Source organism: Leeuwenhoekiella marinoflava DSM 3653 (assembly GCF_900129005.1).
GTDB classification, from domain to species: domain Bacteria; phylum Bacteroidota; class Bacteroidia; order Flavobacteriales; family Flavobacteriaceae; genus Leeuwenhoekiella; species Leeuwenhoekiella marinoflava.
The window spans coordinates 19,352-39,151 of the sequence record NZ_FQUN01000019.1; the positions used below are offsets into that span (position 1 = coordinate 19,352).

Here is a 19,800-nt window from a genome sequence, read left to right on the forward strand (position 1 = left end):
ATGGGACTTTTTTTTAAAAGTTATTAGGCAATAAAAAACCGCTCTTTAAAAAGAACGGTTTTGATTATGAAGTCAGGATTTTAGATCTAGTGTCTCAAATCTAAGATCTAACTACCTATTTAATCATCTCATAGGAGCGTTTAACAAAGTTAGTTAAAGCTTCCCCTTTTAGCAAGCCCTGAGATAAACGAGCTAAATCCATAGACTGAGAAATTAAACGTTCTTGTTTTTTCTTAGTTTTTGTACTTAGTATTTCGTTAACCAGCTCACTATTAGTGTTGATCACAACGTTATACATATCTGGCATGTTACCCATTCCAAACATTCCACCGCCACCACCGGTTGCCTGCATCTCTTTCATACGACGCATAAACTCAGGCTGTGTGATCATAAAAGGTGCAGCGTTGCTATCCATCGCCTCTAATTTTACAGTATAAGATTTATCTGCAATGGTTTCTTCAAGTAGTGTTTTTAGACTTTCTTTTTCTTCGTCAGAAAGTTTAGAAATCTGCTCTTCGTCCTTTTTGATGAGATTGTTTACGTCATCACCATCTACACGTACAAAACTTACATTCTCTTTAGAAGTTTCTAGTTTTTGTAGCAAGTGTGAAACGATAGGAGAGTCTAATAAAAGCACTTCATACCCTTTATCTTTTGCTGCCTGAATGTACGAATGTTGCGCATCTTGATTAGAAGTATAAAGAATTACAAGTTTTCCGTCTTTATCGGTCTGATTTTCTTTGATCTTTTCCTGAAGTTCTTCAAATGTGTAATGTGTGCCATCAACAGTAGGATACAATGCAAATGCATCTGCTTTGTCAAAGAATTTATCTTCGCTAAGCATACCATATTCAATAACTACTTTGATGTCGTTCCATTTCTTTTCAAAATCCTCGCGGTCTTCGTTGAAAAGAGACTTCAGTTTATCTGCAACTTTACGGGTGATGTAACTCGAAATTTTCTTAACAGCTCCATCAGCCTGAAGGTAAGAGCGAGAAACATTAAGCGGAATGTCTGGTGAGTCAATCACACCACGAAGCATTGTTAAAAATTCAGGAACGATTCCTTCTACATTATCTGTTACAAAAACCTGATTTTGATACAGCTGAATTTTGTCTTTTTGAATATTCATATCCTGACCTAAACGTGGGAAATATAAAATACCGGTCAGATTAAATGGATAATCAACATTCAAGTGAATGTGAAAAAGCGGCTCTTCAAACTGCATCGGGTAGAGCTCACGATAAAACTCATTGTAGTCTTTCTCTTCAAGATCTGCAGGCTGCTTCGTCCATGCTGGGTTAGGATTGTTGATGATATTATCAACTGTTTTAGTTTCTGCTACTGCATCTTCAGCAGCATCTTCCGGTAACGGAAGCGTCTCTTCTTTAGTGCCAAATTTAATCGGCACCGGCATAAACTTGTTGTATTTAGTAAGCAACTCGCTGATGCGATTTTCTTCTAAAAATTCTTCAGAATCTTCTGCGATATGCAAGATGATTTCGGTACCTCGCTCTGTTTTATCAGCTGGAGAAATGGTGAACTCAGGAGAACCGTCACATTCCCACTTTACAGCAGGCTCCTCTTTAAAAGACTTTGTGATGATATCAACTTTACGAGCTACCATAAAGGCAGAGTAAAACCCAAGACCAAAATGGCCAATGATTCCGCTATCTTTTGCAGAATCTTTATACTTATCCAAAAACTCTTCGGCTCCAGAAAATGCAACTTCGTTGATGTATTTCTGAACTTCCTCTTCAGTCATCCCGATACCTTGATCAATAATGCTTAAGGTTTTTGCATCTTTATCAATCTTAACTTCGATTACAGGATTTCCGTATTCAACGCTGGCTTCGCCAATGTTTGTTAAGTGTTTTAGTTTTAAAGTGGCATCGGTTGCATTAGAAATTATTTCCCTTAAAAAGATCTCGTGATCACTGTATAAGAACTTCTTTATCAGCGGGAAAATGTTCTCAACAGCAACATTGATTTTACCTGTAGACATAGTGTTATGTAATTTTTTAATTACCGATTAAATAAATCGGATTGTATGATTTTAATGATATGGTTTGCATTGCAGCAAATCTGCAAGCTAAGAGTCAAAAAAAGTACCAAAGGCAGGTGTGTGACAAACTGACACAACTTTCATTTTTACTGAAAGAACTTTAACGTAAGGTTTTGTTTAGGGATTTTGACATAAACTTAAACAAGTTTAAATTTACATATATAAACTACTTAAATTATGGCAACTACCAAAAAGACAACTCCAACCAAAAAGAAACAAGAATTGACTCAGGAAAGCGTGATGACGATGTATATGGAGTATGTTTTAGAACAGGGCAAGCGACCAGCTTCAGTATTTAAGTTTTGTAAAGATCACGGTATTGAAGAAGGAGCTTTCTATAATTTTTTTGGTTCTTTTCAAGGGATTCGCGAAACAATTTGGGTCGCATTTTTTGACAATACTATTGCTGTACTGCACAAAAATAAAGAGTATGCTATATACCCTAACCGGGAAAAGATGCTTTCATTCTTTTACACCTTTTTTGAAGTTTTAACAGCAAATAGAAGTTATGTTCTTTTCGCTTTGTTAGAGCAAAAAGATAGCCTTAAGAGTTTAGGTCAGCTTAGAGATTTACGATTAAGGATTAGAGATTATGCAAAAGATCTTATTGAGCAAGCAAATGATGAGAAATCATCAAGACTTACAAAAAATCCTGTATCAGTCTTCAGTGAGGGAGCTTGGTTACAAACTTTATTCCTCTTAAAATATTGGATGGATGATAATTCAGCACGTTTTGAAAAAACAGATGTTGCGATTGAAAAATCCGTAAATGCCATTTTTGACGTATTTAATACAACACCCCTAGAAAGTGTTCTCGATTTTGGGAAGTTTTTATTTAAAGAGAATTTTTCAAGATCTAAATAAGCGCTCATGAAAACGATTGACTATATCCCGACTAATAAGTTACAACGTGCTTCTAAGCTGGTGAAAACCGGTGTAAAAGTGGGAGGTAATTATGCTAAATACTATGGGAAGAAAGCGTTTAATAATAAACTTACCCGTGAAGAACTAGACGATGATAATGCAGAAGATATTTACGACGGACTTAAAAGTTTAAAGGGAAGTGCGCTTAAAGTAGCTCAAATGTTGAGTATGGAGAAGAATATTCTTCCTAAAGCTTATGTTGAGAAATTTTCGCTCTCGCAGTTTTCGGTACCGCCGCTTTCTGCAGCCTTAGTTAGAAAAACTTTTAAAAAATATTTAGATAAATATCCGGAAGCGGTATACGATACGTTTACAACCCAAAGTATAAACGCCGCAAGCATCGGTCAGGTGCATCAGGCGACAAAAGATGGGAAAAAACTTGCTGTGAAAATTCAATATCCCGGGGTTGCAGACAGTATCAGTAGTGATTTGGCTCTAGTGAAGCCAATTGCCAGCCGGATGTTTAATCTAAAAGGAAAGGATAAGGAGAAGTATTTTAAGGAAGTAGAAGATAAACTTCTTGAAGAAACAGATTATATTCTCGAAGTTAAGCAGAGTCAGGAAATTACTGAAAAATGTAGTGTGATTCCTAATCTTAAATTTCCTAAGTATTATCCGGAATTGTCTAGCGAGCGTATCATTACGATGGACTGGATGGTAGGCGAGCATCTGAGTGAATTTACAGCTCATAATACAGATCAAAAAGCCGCTGATAAAATAGGCCAGGCTTTGTGGGATTTTTATATGTATCAAATGCATCACTTGAAGCAAGTTCATGCAGATCCACATCCCGGTAATTTCTTGGTGGATAAAGCCCATAATCTTATTGCTATAGATTTTGGTTGTATAAAGAAAGTACCTGAAGAATTTTACACACCGTATTTTGAATTGGCAGAGCCGGAAAACATCAACAATTCAGATGTTTTTATGACAAAAATGTTTGAGTTAGAAATCCTAAGGAAGGACGATTCCCCTGAAGAAATTAAATTCTTTTCAGAATTGTTTCACGAGATGTTGAGTTTGTTTACAAAACCTTTTCATCTAGAAGACTTTGATTTTAGTGATGAAAGCTTTTTTGCTCAAATCGCAGATCTGAGTGATAAGTATTCAAAAGACACGCAACTTCGTAAAATGAATGGGAATAGAGGTAGCAAACACTTTTTATACATCAACCGTACGTTCTTTGGTTTGTATAACCTGATGCACGATTTAGGGGCAAAAATAAAGGTAAATAACTATAAGAATTATTTAGATAAATAGTTAGTAAGACTATTGGTTAGGTTGTTTGGAGAGGCGTACTTTTTGGTTGGAGTGCGCCTCTCTTATTTTTAGCAGTGTGCTTAATTGAGTATAAATTCTTCTAAAGTTTTTGCTACGGCGTGTTCTTTATTAGTAAACGCACTTACGTGATCTGCAACATCTTTAACTTCTTGGGTAGCATTCGCAACAGCTACTCCAAAACCAACCTTTTTTATCATCGTCGTATCGTTAAAGTTATCCCCAAAGGCAATAACTTGGTTGAGAGAAAGTTGGTACTTTTTTTCAATCAATTCGTCTAGTGCACTGCTTTTATCGATGTTTTTAGGTGTTATCTCAACATAAACATCCTTAGATCTGTAAAAATGCGCTTCGTTACCGTGCTTTTCTTGTAAAACCTCTATAAGACTATCTAAAGCTTGTGGAGAACCCATACACATAATTTTATGCGGCTGCTCATCAATCGCTTCCAGAACTGCTATATGCTCGTTAATGGGGGTTAGGACAGGTTCTACTCGGGTGCTTCGTATTTCACGTAACGTCCAATAATCTACTTTTGCGGTACGCCACGTATCGGTACAATAGGTGCTGATGTTGTAATCATACTCTTTTTGATGTTCGATAACTGTTGCTAGAAAATCAAGGGAAACAGTATGGCTTCTCAGTTTTGTACCGTTAGCGTCTAAGACCAATCCGCCATTATAGCTGATTATAGGGCTGCCTAATCGGTTTAATTTTTCTTGCAAATAGTACATTGCAGAAGGCATTCTTGATGAAGCCAGAATCACCGGAAAGTCTGCTGGTAACTTATTTATTGCTGAAGCTGTTTCGGGAGCTATATCGCGTTTTGCGTTGAGAAGGGTGCCGTCTATGTCAGAGCATAGCAGTTTAATTTGATCTTTCATCTTGCAAAGATAAATGAAGCAAATTTCCTAAAGAAAATTCTGAAGGCTCTTGTTTGCTTGATTCTTGAGAATTTAATGTTGAGGTAAGGCTACTTTCTTTTTACTGCCAGCGCTACTAATGCACTCAATACTAAACCAAAAGTGAGACTGCTAACTACAGATTGTATGATATAGCTCTGTAAGTTGAAAAATGTTTCGGCTTCTTCGGGAGAAGTTTTACCGGTTTCAATGGCATAAGCAATGACGTTTTTGAAGTAATACGGAGTAATAAAAGTGCTAATTATATATTGAGCGGGAGCTGCTAATACAGCTATAAATGCAGTAAAAATAAGCCCTGATATAAAGGCTTGTTGGAAACTGATGATTCCGCCGTAGAAATTATTACGTTTATCGCTCAAGGCGAAATAGTAGAACACCACCGCTGGAATATAGAATAAAAGGGTATAGATGTGATGCATAGCTATATGCTCATCGTGCCAGCCCATCAGCCGTTCAAAGATCATCCACACCAATAGAAAGATGGTGTAGATAACAGCCCATTTTAATTCAAGTCGGTAATTATTCATAGATATCCTTCAATACAAAAGATGAAGGTACTGTAAATCCTGTAAAAAGTAAAGGGCTCGCAGGTGATAAAACTTAATAAAAGGCCTTAGCCTTTTTAGAGCTTTTGACTTGCTTTTTGATATCGTATCCTAAATTACGCAGACTGTTTTCCCAGTCTAATCTTGCGTAGTGATCAGTACTGCGATTATTCTTAAGGTATTTAATGCGTTGCAAAATGCTTTGAATAAAAAAGCAATCAGTTTTGGTTAGTTCGTCTGTAGATTTCATTAAAATCATCAACAATCTATTAGATTGATCCAAAGATGGAGCGTCTTTATAATTGGCCACGGTAATAGGCGCGATATCGGTTCGTAACCAGGCGCGTAGTTCTACCGCAGTCATATTTGTAGACTGTAATAACTCGTTGTGTAGACGTTCTTTAGAAAACAATATACTATAATTTTAGGTGGCAAAGCTAGCGGTATTCGCAAAGCTCAAAAAGGCTGCAATATTAAGTTTATGTAAAGAATATGCAATAGGATTTTCGATTAATTTTCAGGCTCGTTATCAGATCCTAAAACTTGATACTGAATGGGTTTAAACGTTCCTCCGTTGCTGTCTTCTGCACTGCAAGCTGTCATACCGATTATTAGATTCATTTGAGCTTCAAAAAGCACATAATCACCAGCTGTACTCGTAGGAGGTAAAACCGAAAGTTTGCCATCTTTCTCAAATTGAACATTCATAAAAATATTAAATGCAGTGGGAATATCGTCCGGTTTAATCCCAAAGCGTTCCAGATTGGTGTACAAATTTTCAAAACAACTGGGGTGATACCCGTCGTAATTATACATTATCTGGAAGGTTTCCGGGCTGCAAGGAGCGAGTAAGATGTCATTGCGACGATTTGTATCTTTAATGATTTTCATCATTTTTCTACTGCGGTTACTCCATAGAAAATTATTTTCAGAAATCAAGATGGACTCTTCAAAATCCATCGTTTTACCTGCGGAAATTTTTTCACGAATATCAGTTTCATTAAAGAGGACAAGGTCGCTTAATTGACCACCTTTTGGATCTATTACTTTAAGCAGTTGCCCTTTCTATAGTTTAAAAGCACTTCCTGTTTGTTTTTTAATGGTAATTAATTCACTCATAATTTATAGGATTGCTAGATTTTTATTTAAAAAGGGGCATTTCCAAGAATTAGCAACTGCACGCCCGCTGTATTGATTAGCTTCACTTTGCTTTCCGAAGTCTTTAAGCATCGGATTGATGCTGCCATTTATCTCTGCATCGCGTTGACGAATACGGTCTCTTACATTGTCGTAAACGTTCATTGTTCTCAACTTTTCAAACTGCCAATGTAGATTGAAAACCAAAGTCGTAAATGGAGCTTTTCGAGCATTTCTTGAACTATTAGGATGCATTCCTACGATATAAAATGAAACGCCGTTAAGACTAAAACTAAACTCAGTATCATCAGGATTACTACTGACCGAAGCATCCCAATCTTCAGAATCCAGATCGTGCAATAATTGTAGCTGTTTCCAAAGCGCTTTTTCAAAACTACGCTCATCTTCTGATGGATGATTTGGAAATATAGCAATTAGTGTTTCAAAATCATTGTTTTCGAATTGATACAATTGAATGTAATTTTTGACAGCTTCTAGTAATCTTGAAGTTACAGAAGTTGAATTTAAGCACTCTTTAAATACTTAAAAATTGACTGATTTTTGTTTGAATGTGGTTTGCGCCATAACACACGGGTGATCATTTTTTAAAATAAAATCTTCAAACTCCTGGTAATAATTAGATGTGGTACTAAAATTAGTAGTAGAGCTTATAGTATTTCCTCTTACCTCGGAAGCTGTCATAGATATTAGTGTTATTAAAATGGAGTAGTGAGATTCACCCCAATAATTATTATCTAAAACTATATAGTATTATTGTAAAGAAAATATGTCTTAACAAAGATTGGCACGAGCTTTAATAAATATTTATAGCTTTTGAACTGATATAAGTAAAAGTTTGTTGGACTAAGGATCAAAAAAAAGGCTTGCGATAACGCAAACCTCTTTAATGTAATTATTATGAGTTATTTTTTACTCATCAACAAGAACCCAATCTCCTTTATCAAGAAGTGGGATAGCTTGTTTGAACTTCATTGTTTTGTTTTCGCCATTCATTACGTGTTTAATCGTCACTTTATCGTTACGGCCTATTTTAGGTCGTTCACGCGTGATGGTTTCTGTAATTTGCTGGCGTTGCGCTTGTGTGTTTCCACTGGCAGCTCTGCTTTGAGCAGCACGCTCATCAAGATTAGGAATTTCCTCTTTTGATGTTTGGGTCTGTTCTTTTTGCTGAACTTGGCGCGCTTCGCGAATTTGATTCTGCTGTTGAACCGGAAGCTCTCCTTTAAACAAGAATGAGATTACATCTTTGTTTACTTGATCCATCATTTGCTTGAAGAGCTCAAAAGCTTCAAACTTATAAATCAATAACGGATCTTTTTGCTCGTGAACGGCTAGCTGCACACTTTGTTTCAATTCATCCATCTTGCGTAAGTGTGTTTTCCATGCGTCATCTATAATGGCCAGCGTGATGTTTTTCTCAAAGTCTGTGATAAGCTGTTTACCTTCAGATTCGTATGCCTCTTTTAAGTTTGTAACAACTTTAAGTTCTTTGTTACCGTCAGAGAAAGGAACTACAATACGCTCGTAGTTGCTCTCTGGATTTTCATAAACATTACTAATAATAGGAAATGCAATTGCTGCATTACGCTCCATTTTTTCTCTGTAATGTTTCAACGCAGCATCATAAACTTTTACTGCAAGTTGTTTTGATGAAGAACTACCAAATTCTGCTTCATCAACCGGACTACTCATCGAGAAGAAACGAATCAATTCAAATTCAAAATTCTTAAAGTCCTGAGCCATTTTATTGGTTTCAGCAATAGCTTCAGAAGTATCGTAAATCATATTTGCGATATCTACTCTAAGACGCTCTCCAAATAAAGCGTGGTAACGACGCTTGTAAATCACTTCACGTTGCGCATTCATCACGTCATCATATTCCAGCAAACGCTTACGCACTCCAAAGTTGTTTTCTTCTACTTTTTTCTGAGCGCGTTCAATAGATTTTGAGATCATTCCGTGTTGAATAACTTCGCCTTCCTGAAGCCCCATACGGTCCATCATTTTAGCGATACGTTCAGAACCAAATAAGCGCATCAGGTTGTCTTCAAGAGACACGTAAAACTGTGAGCTACCCGGATCTCCCTGGCGACCAGAACGACCTCGTAACTGACGGTCAACACGACGTGAATCGTGACGTTCTGTACCTATAATGGCCAGACCACCTGCTTCTTTAACTTCTTTACTCAGTTTAATATCGGTACCACGACCCGCCATGTTTGTAGCGATTGTCACCTGACCGGAGTTACCTGCGTCAGCAACAATATCAGCCTCTTTTTTATGCAGTTTCGCATTCAGTACATTGTGAGGAATCTTTCTCAATGAAAGCATACGCCCTAACAATTCTGAAATTTCTACAGAAGTTGTACCAATAAGTACCGGTCTGTTTTGTTCAACAAGATGCTGAACTTCATCAATAACTGCGTTGTATTTTTCACGCTTAGTTTTATAAACCTTGTCATCCTTATCATCACGAGCAATAGGACGGTTAGTCGGGATTTCTACAACATCAAGTTTATAGATCTCCCATAATTCACCAGCCTCAGTGACCGCTGTACCCGTCATACCACTCAATTTGCGGTACATTCTAAAGTAATTTTGCAACGTTACCGTAGCAAAAGTCTGCGTAGCATCTTCAATCTTTACATTTTCCTTTGCTTCAATCGCCTGGTGTAGACCATCACTATAACGACGCCCGTCCATAATACGCCCGGTTTGCTCGTCAACGATCTTCACTTTGTTATCCATCACCACATATTCGGTGTCTTTTTCAAATAAGGTGTATGCTTTAAGCAATTGATTCATCGTGTGAATACGCTCACTCTTAACACTGAATTCTCTAAAGAGTTCTTCTTTCTTCTCAGCTTCTTCTTCGGTTGATAGGTTAGCGCTTTCGATTTTGCTGATCTCAACACCCATTTCTGGCATGATGAAGAAGTTAGGATCATCTTTACCAGAAAGATGATCGATACCTTTATCAGTCAGTTCTATTTGATTGTTCTTTTCATCTATAGTGAAATACAGTTCTTCATCAATCACGTGCATTTCGCGATTGTTGTCTTGCATATAATGGTTTTCAGTCTTCTGTAAAAGCTGACGAATACCATCTTCACTTAAATATTTTATAAGGGCTTTGTTTTTAGGAAGACCTCTATAAACACGCAGTAATTTTATAGCTCCTTCTTTAGAATCTCCGGCAGCAATAAGCTTTTTAGCTTCTGCCAAAACACTAGTTAGTTGTTGACGTTGAAGGTTTACAACGCTATCAATTTTAGGCTTCAATGCATCAAACTCGTGCTGATCTCCTTTAGGTACAGGACCTGAAATAATCAAGGGTGTACGCGCATCATCAACTAATACCGAGTCAACCTCATCTACGATTGCGTAGTTTGGAGCACGTTGTACCAAATCATTAGGAGCGTGCGCCATATTATCACGCAGGTAGTCAAAACCAAATTCGTTATTTGTACCATAAGTGATATCTGCAGCATAAGCTTTACGGCGTGCTGCTGAATTAGGTCTGTGGTAGTCTATGCAGTCTACGGTTAAACCGTGAAAGTTGAATAAAGGTGCCATCCAAGCGCTATCTCGTTTTGCAAGATAATCGTTAACAGTAACCAAGTGAACTCCGTTTCCAGTTAAGGCATTTAGATAAACCGGAAGCGTTGCAACCAATGTTTTACCTTCACCCGTTTGCATCTCTGCAATTTTACCTTGATGCATCGCAACACCACCTATAAGCTGCACATCATAGTGAATCATATCCCAAGTTATAGGTTTCCCTGCAGCATCCCAGCTATTAGACCAGATCGCATGATCACCCTCAAGCTGCACGTAAGCTTGCTCTGCGCTTAACTCGCGATCAAAAGCACTTGCTGTAACTTTAAGTTGTGGATTGTGGAAAAAGCGTTTTGCGGTTTCTTTTACAACAGCAAAAGCTTCAGGTAGTATTTCAGTAAGAACACCTTCGCTAATCGCGTAGGCATCATCTTTAAGCTTGTCAATTTCTGCGTAAATTTCTTCTTTACGGTCAATATCATCAGTCTCGTTAGCCTCTTTTTCAAGAGTGAGTAGTGTAGCATTTGTATCAGCAAGAGCGTCAGCTATTTTAGCCTTGAATTCAATGGTCTTTTGCCTAAGCTCATCGTGAGACAGTTGCTCTAGCGCAGCTTCAAAACTCTTTATCTGATCTACAATAGGTTGAATTGCAGCGACATCCTGTTTAGATTTGTCTCCTACAAATACCTTTAATACTTTGTCTAATAATCCCATAATTGGTATCTAAATTTATTCCCGCCAAAGGATCTGTGTACCCCGGTGGCTCTTCTAACGGGAAATTAATTTCCTGTTTCTCCGCTTTGCGGAAGTGATAACCGGTGTTAATCGGTTGTTTATTCTAAAAGCTTATTTGATCAATAGTGCTGTGATCAAAGCTTTTTTAAAGCGTTTCAAATTTAAGCAAAAAAAAAGCCTCATAGCGAGACTTTTTAAGTGTTTACGTGATGTAAAATCTAGTATTCATCCTCATTCCAGAGGTAGTCGTCTTCAGACGGGTAGTCTGGCCATATTTCATCGATAGAATCGTAAGAATCACCTTCGTCTTCCATAGATTGTAAGTTCTCTACGACCTCTAGTGGTGCTCCCGTTCTAATCGCATAATCAATCAATTCATCTTTAGTTGCAGGCCAAGGTGCGTCGCTCAAATGAGAAGCCAGTTCTAATGTCCAGTACATAGGTTAACGTATTTATTTTTTTGCAAAAATAAATTTATTACCGTGAAATGCAAGAAAATTGAAGATTAATTCAATATTATTTTTAAGAACGTACGTAACTTGTTGTGATTACGAGGGTTGAGGCTTCGTTTTTTTAATAAAACCTAAAAATTATTTCTTTTCAGGTATCCACTTCATTTCTTCTGCTTGTAGCTGTTTTGACAACATTCGTGCCAGCACAAAGAGATAGTCAGAAAGACGGTTTAAATATTTTAAAGCATTTTCTTCAAACGGAACTTCCTGATAAAGAGCTGTTGCAAGGCGTTCTGCTCTGCGACATACTGAACGGCTTATGTGACAGAATGACACGGTTTGATGTCCTCCCGGAAGTATAAAATGGGTCATAGGTGGTAACTGCTCATCCATGTCGTCCATTTCACTTTCTAAGAAAGAAATATCGTCAAGACTAACCTTTTCGATATTCAGGCGTTCTTTGCCGTTTTTTAAAGTTGCTTTTTCAGGGTCGGTGGCGAGAATGGATCCAATAACAAAGAGCTTTTCCTGAATTTTAATCAACACCTCTTTGCTGTGCGTATCAATATCCTGATCTCTCAGAAGACCTAAATACGAATTGAGTTCATCTAAAGTGCCGTAGCTTTCTATACGGATATTGTGCTTAGCAACACGAGTACCACCAAAAAGGGCAGTAGTACCATTATCACCGGTTTTAGTATAAATTTTCACAGGAATCGTTTTATTCCGCAAAGCGGAAATTAATAGTAGAACAGCTATTTAGCATTTTCTTGCTCTTCGTGCTCTAAAGCTTTTTTACGTTCGATATAATCGGCTTTAAAACTGCGTTTTCTATGCTTGCGTAATTTGCTTTGATTACGCTTATTGTTTGCCATTACCGCCAGAAAAAGCACCGCCAGTATGACTACAATTAAAATGGATTGTAAGTTTTCGGGTATAAAATCTAGCATAATACAAAGGTATAGCATTTAAAGCGCAAGGCTATTCCATAGCATGTTTGGCATACGTGCGCCATTTTTCAATACAAGCAACCATATCTTCCGGTAGTTCGCTGTCAAAACGCATCCAATCTCCGGTCTTAGGGTGTTCAAAGCCTAAAGTTTTCGCGTGTAATGCTTGTCTGGGTAAAATTTTAAAACAGTTATCTACAAACTGTTTATACTTGGTAAAGGTTGTTCCTTTTAAGATAGCATCACCACCATAACGCTCGTCGTTAAAAAGTGTGTGGCCAATGTACTTCATATGCACTCTAATCTGGTGCGTTCGTCCTGTTTCAAGTTTGCAAGATATTTTAGTCACATAACCTAAACGTTCCAATACTGCATAATGTGTTATGGCTTCTTTACCCTGGTCGCCATCTTCATAAACAGTGTTTTGCATACGGTTTTTAGGATGACGGCCTATATGACCTTCAACGGTGCCGCTCTCTGCTTCAACATTACCCCAAACAATAGCGATATATTCCCGCTCGCTCGTCTTGTCAAAGAATTGTTTGGCAAGATGCGTCATTGCAGCTTCGGTTTTAGCAACTACAAGAAGACCGCTGGTATCTTTATCTATACGATGTACAAGACCGGGTCTGCCGCTGCTGTTTTCCGGTAAGTTTTCAAAATGATAGATCAGCGCATTGATAAGCGTACCACTATAATTACCGTGACCGGGATGAACCACCATTCCGGCGGGTTTGTTAACTACCAGAAGGGTGTCGTCTTCATAAACAATATTCAGAGGAATATCTTCAGGCGTTAATAGAAACTCATACGGCGGGTGTTCAAACAATACACGCACCACGTCATCAGCTTTTACTTTATAGTTCTGTTTAACGACAGCGCCGTTAACCTGAATGTTTCCGTTTTTTGCGGCTTGCTGAATTTTATTACGCGTTGCTTTTTCGATAAAATTCATCAAAAACTTATCTACACGTAGCGGCTCCTGACCTTTACCTGCGGTGAAGCTGTAGTGCTCATACAATTCATCATCCTGCTCGTCTGGTCCTTCGGTATTAAAATCCTGCATTTTCTAAATCATCTGCCTCGTTAATAGAATCTTCTGCTGCGTCTCCAGAAGTGCGATAACTGCCTTTACCGTTACCCACAACCAAATCAATTACAGAAGTTTTGCGCAGGGCTTCACCTGCTTGTATGGTTTTGCCGTCGTGTCTAAGTTCTAATACTTCGTCTGGAGAAATATGGTCGCGGTAATCTATCTTGCCTATTTTAAAACCCAGAGCCAAAAGAGTAGGTTCTACCTGGCGTTGTGTTCTTCCTACCAATTGTGGAATTTCAATTTCCCGAAATCCGCTGGGGTTGAGAACCAGATATATTTTTCTTCCTTCTTTTACAAACTTGCCGGCGGCAGGATTCTGCTCGATTACTGAAAATGTAGGATAGTCCGGGTTGTAGTTTGAAGAGTCTATAACCACATAATTTAAATCTGCGTTGTCAAGTTCTTGCTGTACCAGTCCCAGAGACATTTTGCTAAGGTCTGGCACAGCAATACGTTCGTCGTGGTTGGTAGAGGCACGCAGCCAATACAGCAGCACAAAGGTTAGAATAACAAGAGCCAGTACTGCAAGCACCAGTTGCATTAAAAAGGTCTTGCTAAATAAAAATTTAAAGAATCCCATAGGTACGCGATTTTACGGCTACAAACTTAGTTTAAAATTGGCTGACGCTCAATTGCAATCATTTTTTTTGCCCATTTATTCTAAAAATAACGTTCTTTGAAGCCTTGTTTATTTGATTATCGAGGATTGAATGAGTTGAAAATTATCTCATTTAAAATTTGTTTCCTTTTAATACCTTGTGGACTTACCGCAAGGTAATTCACTGAAAGATTTGAGTAATTTTACCAAGCTTTCTAAATACATAACGCTAAGCTTTCTGTTTTACTATGTTAAAAAAAAATATTGCAGTCGTAATGGGGGGATATTCCAGTGAAGTGGATATCTCTATATTGAGCGGAAATACGGTTTGTAAACATCTTGATGTTTCAAAATATACAGTTTATCCCATCCATATATTAAAAGAGGGCTGGTTTTGCAAGCACGCAGATCACAAACCCATTCCAGTAGATAAACATGATTTTTCGATAAATGTAGAAGGTACTAAAATTACCTTTGACTGTGTGTTCAATTCCATTCACGGTACACCGGGAGAAGATGGTATTCTGCAGGCTTATTTCAATCTGCTGGGTATTCCGCAGACGGCTTGTAATTATTATGAAGCAGCGCTTACGTTTAATAAACGGGATTGCATCAGCGTTCTTAAAGCTTACGGAATTCAAACGGCTACAAACTACTTGTTGAACAAAGGCGATGTGATCCATACTTCTGAAATTGTTGAGAAGGTGGGGTTGCCGTGTTTTGTAAAAGCGAATAAAGCGGGTAGTAGTTTTGGGGTTTCTAAGGTTTATGTCGAAGAAGAACTTGAAGCAGCTATAGCGGTTTCTTTTAAGGAAGATGATGAGATTATTATTGAATCTTTTCTGGAAGGAACAGAAGTTTCCGTTGGTGTAATCAATTATCAAGGTAAGGTAATGGCATTACCGGTTACCGAAATTGTGAGCGAGAATGATTTCTTTGATTATCAGGCCAAATACGAAGGCAAGAGTCAGGAAATTACACCGGCTCAAATCTCACCAGAACAAACTGAAAAGGTGCAACGCGAAGCAGAAAAGGTTTTTAAAATACTGAAGTTAAAAGGACTTACCCGTGCAGAGTTTATTTTTCATAACGGAGAACCGTACTTTTTAGAGGTAAATACCACTCCGGGTTTGAGTCCGGCGAGTATTATCCCGCAGCAAGCAAAAGTAGCCGGTATCAGTTTACCTGATTTGTTTGACAATGTAATTGAGCAAGCACTGTTAAAGTGAGAAATGCATAATAAGAAGAACGAAAGAGGAAATACGAATTGGTAACTTCAATACAGAAGCCAGCTATAATTTGTATTTTTATATTCAATTTTCAACCTTGAAAAACTAACTATGAAACGTGCTGTATTTCCCGGGTCTTTTGATCCACTTACTTTAGGTCATTATGATATCATAGAGCGCGGACTCAAACTTTTTGATGAGATCATTCTGGCTATAGGTGTGAATGCAGACAAGAAATATATGTTTAGTTTGGAGCAACGCGAGCATTTTTTAAAAGAGTCTTTTAAAGATGAGCCCAAGATTAAAGTGATGACTTATAAAGGGCTGACGGTTGATTTTTGTAATGCTACAGACTCTGGTTTTATTTTGAGAGGTTTGCGTAATCCGGGAGATTTTGAGTTTGAGAAGGCTATCGCGCATACCAATAGGAAATTGTCTCAGATTGAAACTGTTTTCTTGCTTACTTCTTCAGGTAAGAGTTATATATCTTCATCTATCGTGCGAGATGTGATCCGTAATGGAGGTGATTACACCGGCCTGGTACCCGATGCAGTGCGGGTGTAAATAGATGCAACGCAGGTATAAAACTCGGGTCTTTTAAACACAGATCTAGTTTATGCCAAGAATTTTTAGTTGCTTCTTTATTATTTTCTTCGGAATGAAAATGCATTCTCAGACTACTGCCGGTAAAGTATACGCAGAAGATAAGACTAAAGAAGGCGTGCTCATCATCAATACCACTCAAGACAAAATGGTTTCTACAGATAAGTGGGGGAATTTTGAAATCGCAGCAGCAGTAGGGGATTCCCTCATTTTTAGTGCATCGTTTTTTGGGACTCAAAAATTTAGAGTGGAACCGTATCAGCTTGAAGAGAAGTGGGTGGTAGAACTCAAAGAAGTCTTGAATCAATTAGATGAAGTACGACTTACAAGCACAACTTCTAAAATCAAAGAATTCAGTGTAGCAGAGTACGATAAGAATTTTAACAACTGGCTTCAGAAGGATATTCAAGAGAATCCGGGGATGTATAGCCCTGGCCCATCGTCTTCAGGAATTGACTTTATAGCTATTGGCAAGATGCTTTTGAAAAATATTAAGAAGAATAAAAAAGAACAAACCAATCCCAATCGTTTTAGAATTCTCGAGCTGGAAGAGCTGATAGCTTTTTTTAAAACCGATGCCTTTTTTGATGAAAACCTGTTGAGAAATCAATTGGAAATTAATGCCAAAGAAGAAGGTATGTTTTTTGATTACTGTGAGAGTCAACAAATAGATTCCCGTTTGCTTCAGGAGAAAAACCAGATGCGATTTTTAGATTATCTGTTAAAACGAAGTGAAGAATTTCATCAGTTGTCGCAAGAAACTTTAAATTAAAAGTACTTTGTGCAACCTAAACACAGTTATGAGTATTAAAATCTTTTTTACAATTTGCTTTTTAGCTATTTCAGCTTCGGTATTTGCTCAAAATACAACGGGTAAGGTCTATGCCGGCGACAAACGCGTTCCGGGTGTTTTGGTTGAAAATAGAACTCAAAATAAGAGCACGGTTACTACAGATGCTGGTGATTTTAGTATTGCAGCACGCCTTAATGATTCTTTAGTGTTTAGCGCGCCTTTTATGGAAACACAGTTTTTTACGATTGAAAAATATCAATTGGAGAAAGTCTGGGTTGTGGAGCTGAAAGAAAGCCTTAACGAACTCGCTGAGGTAAGGCTTACCGAGGAGCCTAAAGAGAAAAAATTTGATCAGGCTGAATATGATGCCCAAGTAAATCAGCTGGTGCAAAATGATATCAAACAAAGTCCGCAGGAGTACAGACCTAAATATACCAGTAATGGTATAGACTTTATGATGCTGGCTAAGCGTTTTATGGGGCTGTTTAAAAAAGACCCTTCTAAGCAAAAAAAAGAATACGCGCCTATAACCTATGAGCAGTATCAAATCCTATTTGCCACAGATGCTTATTTTGATCAAAAATTCTTAAATCGTCAATTGCAAATAGAACCGTATTATCAAAATCTGTTTTTTGAATACTGTGATGCGATGCAATTGCAAGGAGACTTGTTGTTACCCGAGCGTCAACTGGATCTTCTAGATGCTTTGATGGAGTTGAGTACTGATTTTAGAGCGGAACTTAAAAAATTTAACGAAGAAGGCGATTTACTTCCGGAAGACCATTAACTGTTTTTCAGTTCCTCTGAATCAATTCAGATTAAAGTTCATTCCTATATAAAAATTGATAGGCTCTCCCGGGTAATAATAACGCGAAGCTGTGTCGCCAAAACCGGTTGCATTAGGTAAAACCTGTGCAGCGTAATTGGTGTCAAATACATTGTTTATTCCAGCGTAAACGGCAGTTTCTAATCTATTCAAAAGATTGAAATTGTAATCTGTTCTTAGGTTCATAAGATTATAAGAATCACCGTAAATAGTGTTGGCATCATCCAGCGGAATACTCCCGTTATGTCTGTAATTGATATTGAATGAATATCGATTTTTATACTTCAGGTCTAATCCTAGGTTTATTACTTTGTCGGCTACTCCTGTTAGATCGTTTCCGTTATAACTTATGTCATTGTCTGTATATTCATCAAAAGAATAATCATTTAAAGCTAGAGATCCATACGGCTGAAGCATCCAATTTGCGCTTAGATTTGTTCTGTAATTCACTAATAATTCCATTCCGTTGTGATCTGTTGCTCCGGCATTCCGTCCCACATATTGGTCATTGCCCACGCGTGTTGCCACCAATAAATCATTTACTTGCACCGTATAGAAAGCCAGCTCTGTGTATAGCTTTTTATCAAGCCATAGGGCTTTTAAGCCGAGCTCATAGTTTACGCCGGTTTCGGGTTTGATTTCAGGATTTATAGCACCTTCGGGAGTCAACGTTTCTGCAACAGTAGGTATGGAGAAACCTCTGCTAACTGTAGCATACAAAAACTTGTCAGCTGCTACTTCATAAGATAATCCGGCTTGTGGCAAAAAGATTCTGGGGTAGGTGTAAACTCCGCTGTTATCTGTGTCAGATTCGTTGAGGTAATCGTCTAGAACGTACCTGCTGTGATTGTAATTCAGCCCCATGTCAGCTTTGAGTCGCTGCGTAAGCTGCAGACTTACTTGCGCAAAGAGGTTGAGGTATTTTCGATCTTGCTCCTGATTGCTGAATCGAGCCCCTTGTAAGCTTCCGTTACCGGAATTCTCTTCGTATAAATTTTCAAAGAGTTGTGCTTTGTAGCTTTCATCGAAATATTCAACACCTATGCTACTTTTCGCAGGAATATTAAAAATCGAGAACTGCGATTTTAGATTGCTTCTAATTCCAAATGCAAACGATTCTTCGTCTAAAATATCAAAGGGGCGTGGCTCATAGCCATCGCGGTAATTTGCAAAAACACTGGTCTGCCACGAGTTGTTTTCGTTTATATTCCAAGCATAAGAGATACCGGCTAAGGCTTTGTCATAGGATTCGTAGCCCTGAGCTTGCTCCCAGGTAAATGCGGCATTTTGAGGATCGTTGATTAAAGTTTCTTCATTAATAGAGCTGGGAATGAAAGCTTTTAAGCGCGTGTAATTCCCGAAGAAGCTAAGCGAACTAACGGCGTTTAAAGCTGTTTTTGCATAGGCTGTATACGTATTTCTATTGTAGTTGCTGTTTGCTCGATACCCGTCTTTCTCTAAATGATTATAGCTGATAAAACCCTTTGTTTTGGTGGAAGCTAATGCTGCAGTGGCTCCACTTTTGAGCAAACCGTAAGAACCTGTGAGTCCGTTAACGCTTACCGAAGTTGTTTTAGGTTTGATTACTGAAATATTTATTGCGCCGCCTAAACCTGCACCATAACTGCTGGAAGCCGGCCCTTTGATGATTTCAAGACGTTCGATTAAGTTAAGATCCAGATCTTCTAAGGTAGTCTCACCTTCGCCGGTAGTAAGCGGTATACCTTCAATATAGGCTTTGACGCGGTTTGTAGCATATTGACTGCGCGCGCCCAATCCACGTATGCTGATGCGGCTGGTGTTTAGCGCGCCTTGCTGCATTTGAATTCCCGGATTTTTATTGATTTCATTAGCTATAGAAAGCGGTGTACCGCGCTGCAAATCTTCGGCATTAATAACATTCACTGCCGCTGGAATGCGTTGCAATTTATCTTGAATAGGAGTAGAGGTTAGGATTACTTCCCCTAAAGTATTGCGTACTGAAACAGAATCTGCTGTTACCGGTTCTTGAGCATATGCAAAACAAGAAAGTAACAGCAGAAAGCTTAAATTATATTTACTCATAAA

General features: G+C 38.1%; 19 protein-coding genes and 1 pseudogene. 6 read left to right on the forward strand and 14 right to left on the reverse strand.

What is annotated here, in order from left to right; genetic code table 11:
- Nucleotides 1-115: 115 nt before the first annotated feature.
- A complete protein-coding gene (gene htpG, locus BUB91_RS16270; protein WP_073100342.1) occupies nucleotides 116-2,005 on the reverse strand; it encodes a molecular chaperone HtpG in 1,890 nt (629 codons plus the stop codon).
- A 237-nt stretch (nucleotides 2,006-2,242) separates the two neighbouring features.
- On the opposite strand from htpG, the gene BUB91_RS16275 reads away from it, so the two are divergent.
- Complete coding sequence (locus tag BUB91_RS16275; protein ID WP_073100343.1) at nucleotides 2,243-2,929, forward strand: TetR/AcrR family transcriptional regulator; 687 nt, start codon at nucleotides 2,243-2,245, stop codon at nucleotides 2,927-2,929.
- A 6-nt stretch (nucleotides 2,930-2,935) separates the two neighbouring features.
- Complete coding sequence (locus BUB91_RS16280) at nucleotides 2,936-4,249, forward strand: ABC1 kinase family protein (protein WP_073100344.1); 1,314 nt, start codon at nucleotides 2,936-2,938, stop codon at nucleotides 4,247-4,249.
- Between the two features lie 80 nt (nucleotides 4,250-4,329).
- Here BUB91_RS16280 and BUB91_RS16285 read toward each other — a convergent pair whose 3' ends face one another.
- From BUB91_RS16285 to BUB91_RS16335, 12 genes and pseudogenes are all read right to left on the reverse strand, one after another.
- Entirely contained in the window at nucleotides 4,330-5,151 is an 822-nt protein-coding gene (locus tag BUB91_RS16285) for a Cof-type HAD-IIB family hydrolase (protein WP_073100345.1), read from the reverse strand.
- An 89-nt stretch (nucleotides 5,152-5,240) separates the two neighbouring features.
- Nucleotides 5,241-5,717 (reverse strand): DUF4199 domain-containing protein, encoded by a 477-nt coding sequence (locus tag BUB91_RS16290; protein ID WP_073100346.1) that lies wholly within the window; start codon nucleotides 5,715-5,717, stop codon nucleotides 5,241-5,243.
- Nucleotides 5,718-5,790: 73 nt separating this feature from the next.
- Complete coding sequence (locus BUB91_RS16295) at nucleotides 5,791-6,147, reverse strand: DUF3140 domain-containing protein (protein ID WP_073100347.1); 357 nt, start codon at nucleotides 6,145-6,147, stop codon at nucleotides 5,791-5,793.
- Nucleotides 6,148-6,245: 98 nt separating this feature from the next.
- Nucleotides 6,246-6,791, reverse strand: coding sequence for a DUF1989 domain-containing protein (locus tag BUB91_RS16300; protein ID WP_241652668.1), 546 nt, complete (start codon nucleotides 6,789-6,791; stop codon nucleotides 6,246-6,248).
- A 66-nt stretch (nucleotides 6,792-6,857) separates the two neighbouring features.
- Nucleotides 6,858-7,388, reverse strand: a pseudogene (gene gntA, locus BUB91_RS16305) (guanitoxin biosynthesis heme-dependent pre-guanitoxin N-hydroxylase GntA); the annotation flags it as partial.
- 27 nt (nucleotides 7,389-7,415) lie between these two features.
- A complete protein-coding gene (locus BUB91_RS21380; protein WP_241652665.1) occupies nucleotides 7,416-7,574 on the reverse strand; it encodes a hypothetical protein in 159 nt (52 codons plus the stop codon).
- A 228-nt stretch (nucleotides 7,575-7,802) separates the two neighbouring features.
- The gene (gene secA, locus BUB91_RS16310) at nucleotides 7,803-11,165 is read right to left on the reverse strand and encodes a preprotein translocase subunit SecA (protein WP_073100348.1); all 3,363 of its coding nucleotides are present in this window, start codon (nucleotides 11,163-11,165) and stop codon (nucleotides 7,803-7,805) included.
- Between the two features lie 239 nt (nucleotides 11,166-11,404).
- Nucleotides 11,405-11,626: a DUF2795 domain-containing protein gene (locus BUB91_RS16315; RefSeq protein WP_073100349.1), complete on the reverse strand. Its 222-nt coding sequence runs from the start codon at nucleotides 11,624-11,626 to the stop codon at nucleotides 11,405-11,407.
- 150 nt (nucleotides 11,627-11,776) lie between these two features.
- Nucleotides 11,777-12,349, reverse strand: coding sequence for a cob(I)yrinic acid a,c-diamide adenosyltransferase (locus BUB91_RS16320; protein WP_073100350.1), 573 nt, complete (start codon nucleotides 12,347-12,349; stop codon nucleotides 11,777-11,779).
- 44 nt (nucleotides 12,350-12,393) lie between these two features.
- On the reverse strand, nucleotides 12,394-12,588 hold the full coding sequence (locus BUB91_RS16325; RefSeq protein ID WP_073100351.1) for a hypothetical protein: 195 nt from the start codon (nucleotides 12,586-12,588) through the stop codon (nucleotides 12,394-12,396).
- A 31-nt stretch (nucleotides 12,589-12,619) separates the two neighbouring features.
- Nucleotides 12,620-13,654 (reverse strand): RluA family pseudouridine synthase, encoded by a 1,035-nt coding sequence (locus BUB91_RS16330; protein ID WP_073100352.1) that lies wholly within the window; start codon nucleotides 13,652-13,654, stop codon nucleotides 12,620-12,622.
- Nucleotides 13,641-14,264: a PASTA domain-containing protein gene (locus BUB91_RS16335; protein ID WP_073100353.1), complete on the reverse strand. Its 624-nt coding sequence runs from the start codon at nucleotides 14,262-14,264 to the stop codon at nucleotides 13,641-13,643. The genes BUB91_RS16330 and BUB91_RS16335 overlap by 14 nt, the downstream gene beginning before the upstream one ends.
- A 266-nt stretch (nucleotides 14,265-14,530) precedes the next feature.
- On the opposite strand from BUB91_RS16335, the gene BUB91_RS16340 reads away from it, so the two are divergent.
- The 4 genes from BUB91_RS16340 (at nucleotide 14,531) to BUB91_RS16355 (ending at nucleotide 17,694) form a co-directional block, all read left to right on the forward strand.
- Entirely contained in the window at nucleotides 14,531-15,511 is a 981-nt protein-coding gene (locus BUB91_RS16340) for a D-alanine--D-alanine ligase (RefSeq protein WP_073100354.1), read from the forward strand.
- A 111-nt stretch (nucleotides 15,512-15,622) separates the two neighbouring features.
- Entirely contained in the window at nucleotides 15,623-16,075 is a 453-nt protein-coding gene (coaD, locus tag BUB91_RS16345) for a pantetheine-phosphate adenylyltransferase (protein ID WP_073100355.1), read from the forward strand.
- 52 nt (nucleotides 16,076-16,127) lie between these two features.
- Nucleotides 16,128-16,886 (forward strand): hypothetical protein, encoded by a 759-nt coding sequence (locus BUB91_RS16350; protein WP_073100356.1) that lies wholly within the window; start codon nucleotides 16,128-16,130, stop codon nucleotides 16,884-16,886.
- A gap of 28 nt (nucleotides 16,887-16,914) precedes the next feature.
- The gene (locus tag BUB91_RS16355) at nucleotides 16,915-17,694 is read left to right on the forward strand and encodes a hypothetical protein (RefSeq protein ID WP_073100357.1); all 780 of its coding nucleotides are present in this window, start codon (nucleotides 16,915-16,917) and stop codon (nucleotides 17,692-17,694) included.
- A 21-nt stretch (nucleotides 17,695-17,715) separates the two neighbouring features.
- Here the strand turns inward: BUB91_RS16355 and BUB91_RS16360 are convergent, their stop codons facing one another.
- The gene (locus BUB91_RS16360; RefSeq protein ID WP_073100358.1) at nucleotides 17,716-19,797 is read right to left on the reverse strand and encodes a TonB-dependent receptor family protein; all 2,082 of its coding nucleotides are present in this window, start codon (nucleotides 19,795-19,797) and stop codon (nucleotides 17,716-17,718) included.
- Between the last annotated feature and the right edge of the window lie 3 nt (nucleotides 19,798-19,800).

Coding starts and splice junctions, on each gene's coding strand:
- htpG (WP_073100342.1), bottom strand. CDS start 2,005: ATGTCTACAGGTAAAATCAATGTTGCTGTTGAGAACATTTTCCCGCTG.
- BUB91_RS16275 (WP_073100343.1), top strand. CDS start 2,243: ATGGCAACTACCAAAAAGACAACTCCAACCAAAAAGAAACAAGAATTG.
- BUB91_RS16280 (WP_073100344.1), top strand. CDS start 2,936: ATGAAAACGATTGACTATATCCCGACTAATAAGTTACAACGTGCTTCT.
- BUB91_RS16285 (WP_073100345.1), bottom strand. CDS start 5,151: ATGAAAGATCAAATTAAACTGCTATGCTCTGACATAGACGGCACCCTT.
- BUB91_RS16290 (WP_073100346.1), bottom strand. CDS start 5,717: ATGAATAATTACCGACTTGAATTAAAATGGGCTGTTATCTACACCATC.
- BUB91_RS21380 (WP_241652665.1), bottom strand. CDS start 7,574: ATGACAGCTTCCGAGGTAAGAGGAAATACTATAAGCTCTACTACTAAT.
- secA (WP_073100348.1), bottom strand. CDS start 11,165: ATGGGATTATTAGACAAAGTATTAAAGGTATTTGTAGGAGACAAATCT.
- BUB91_RS16315 (WP_073100349.1), bottom strand. CDS start 11,626: ATGTACTGGACATTAGAACTGGCTTCTCATTTGAGCGACGCACCTTGG.
- BUB91_RS16325 (WP_073100351.1), bottom strand. CDS start 12,588: ATGCTAGATTTTATACCCGAAAACTTACAATCCATTTTAATTGTAGTC.
- BUB91_RS16330 (WP_073100352.1), bottom strand. CDS start 13,654: ATGCAGGATTTTAATACCGAAGGACCAGACGAGCAGGATGATGAATTG.
- BUB91_RS16335 (WP_073100353.1), bottom strand. CDS start 14,264: ATGGGATTCTTTAAATTTTTATTTAGCAAGACCTTTTTAATGCAACTG.
- BUB91_RS16340 (WP_073100354.1), top strand. CDS start 14,531: ATGTTAAAAAAAAATATTGCAGTCGTAATGGGGGGATATTCCAGTGAA.
- coaD (WP_073100355.1), top strand. CDS start 15,623: ATGAAACGTGCTGTATTTCCCGGGTCTTTTGATCCACTTACTTTAGGT.
- BUB91_RS16350 (WP_073100356.1), top strand. CDS start 16,128: ATGCCAAGAATTTTTAGTTGCTTCTTTATTATTTTCTTCGGAATGAAA.
- BUB91_RS16355 (WP_073100357.1), top strand. CDS start 16,915: ATGAGTATTAAAATCTTTTTTACAATTTGCTTTTTAGCTATTTCAGCT.
- BUB91_RS16360 (WP_073100358.1), bottom strand. CDS start 19,797: ATGAGTAAATATAATTTAAGCTTTCTGCTGTTACTTTCTTGTTTTGCA.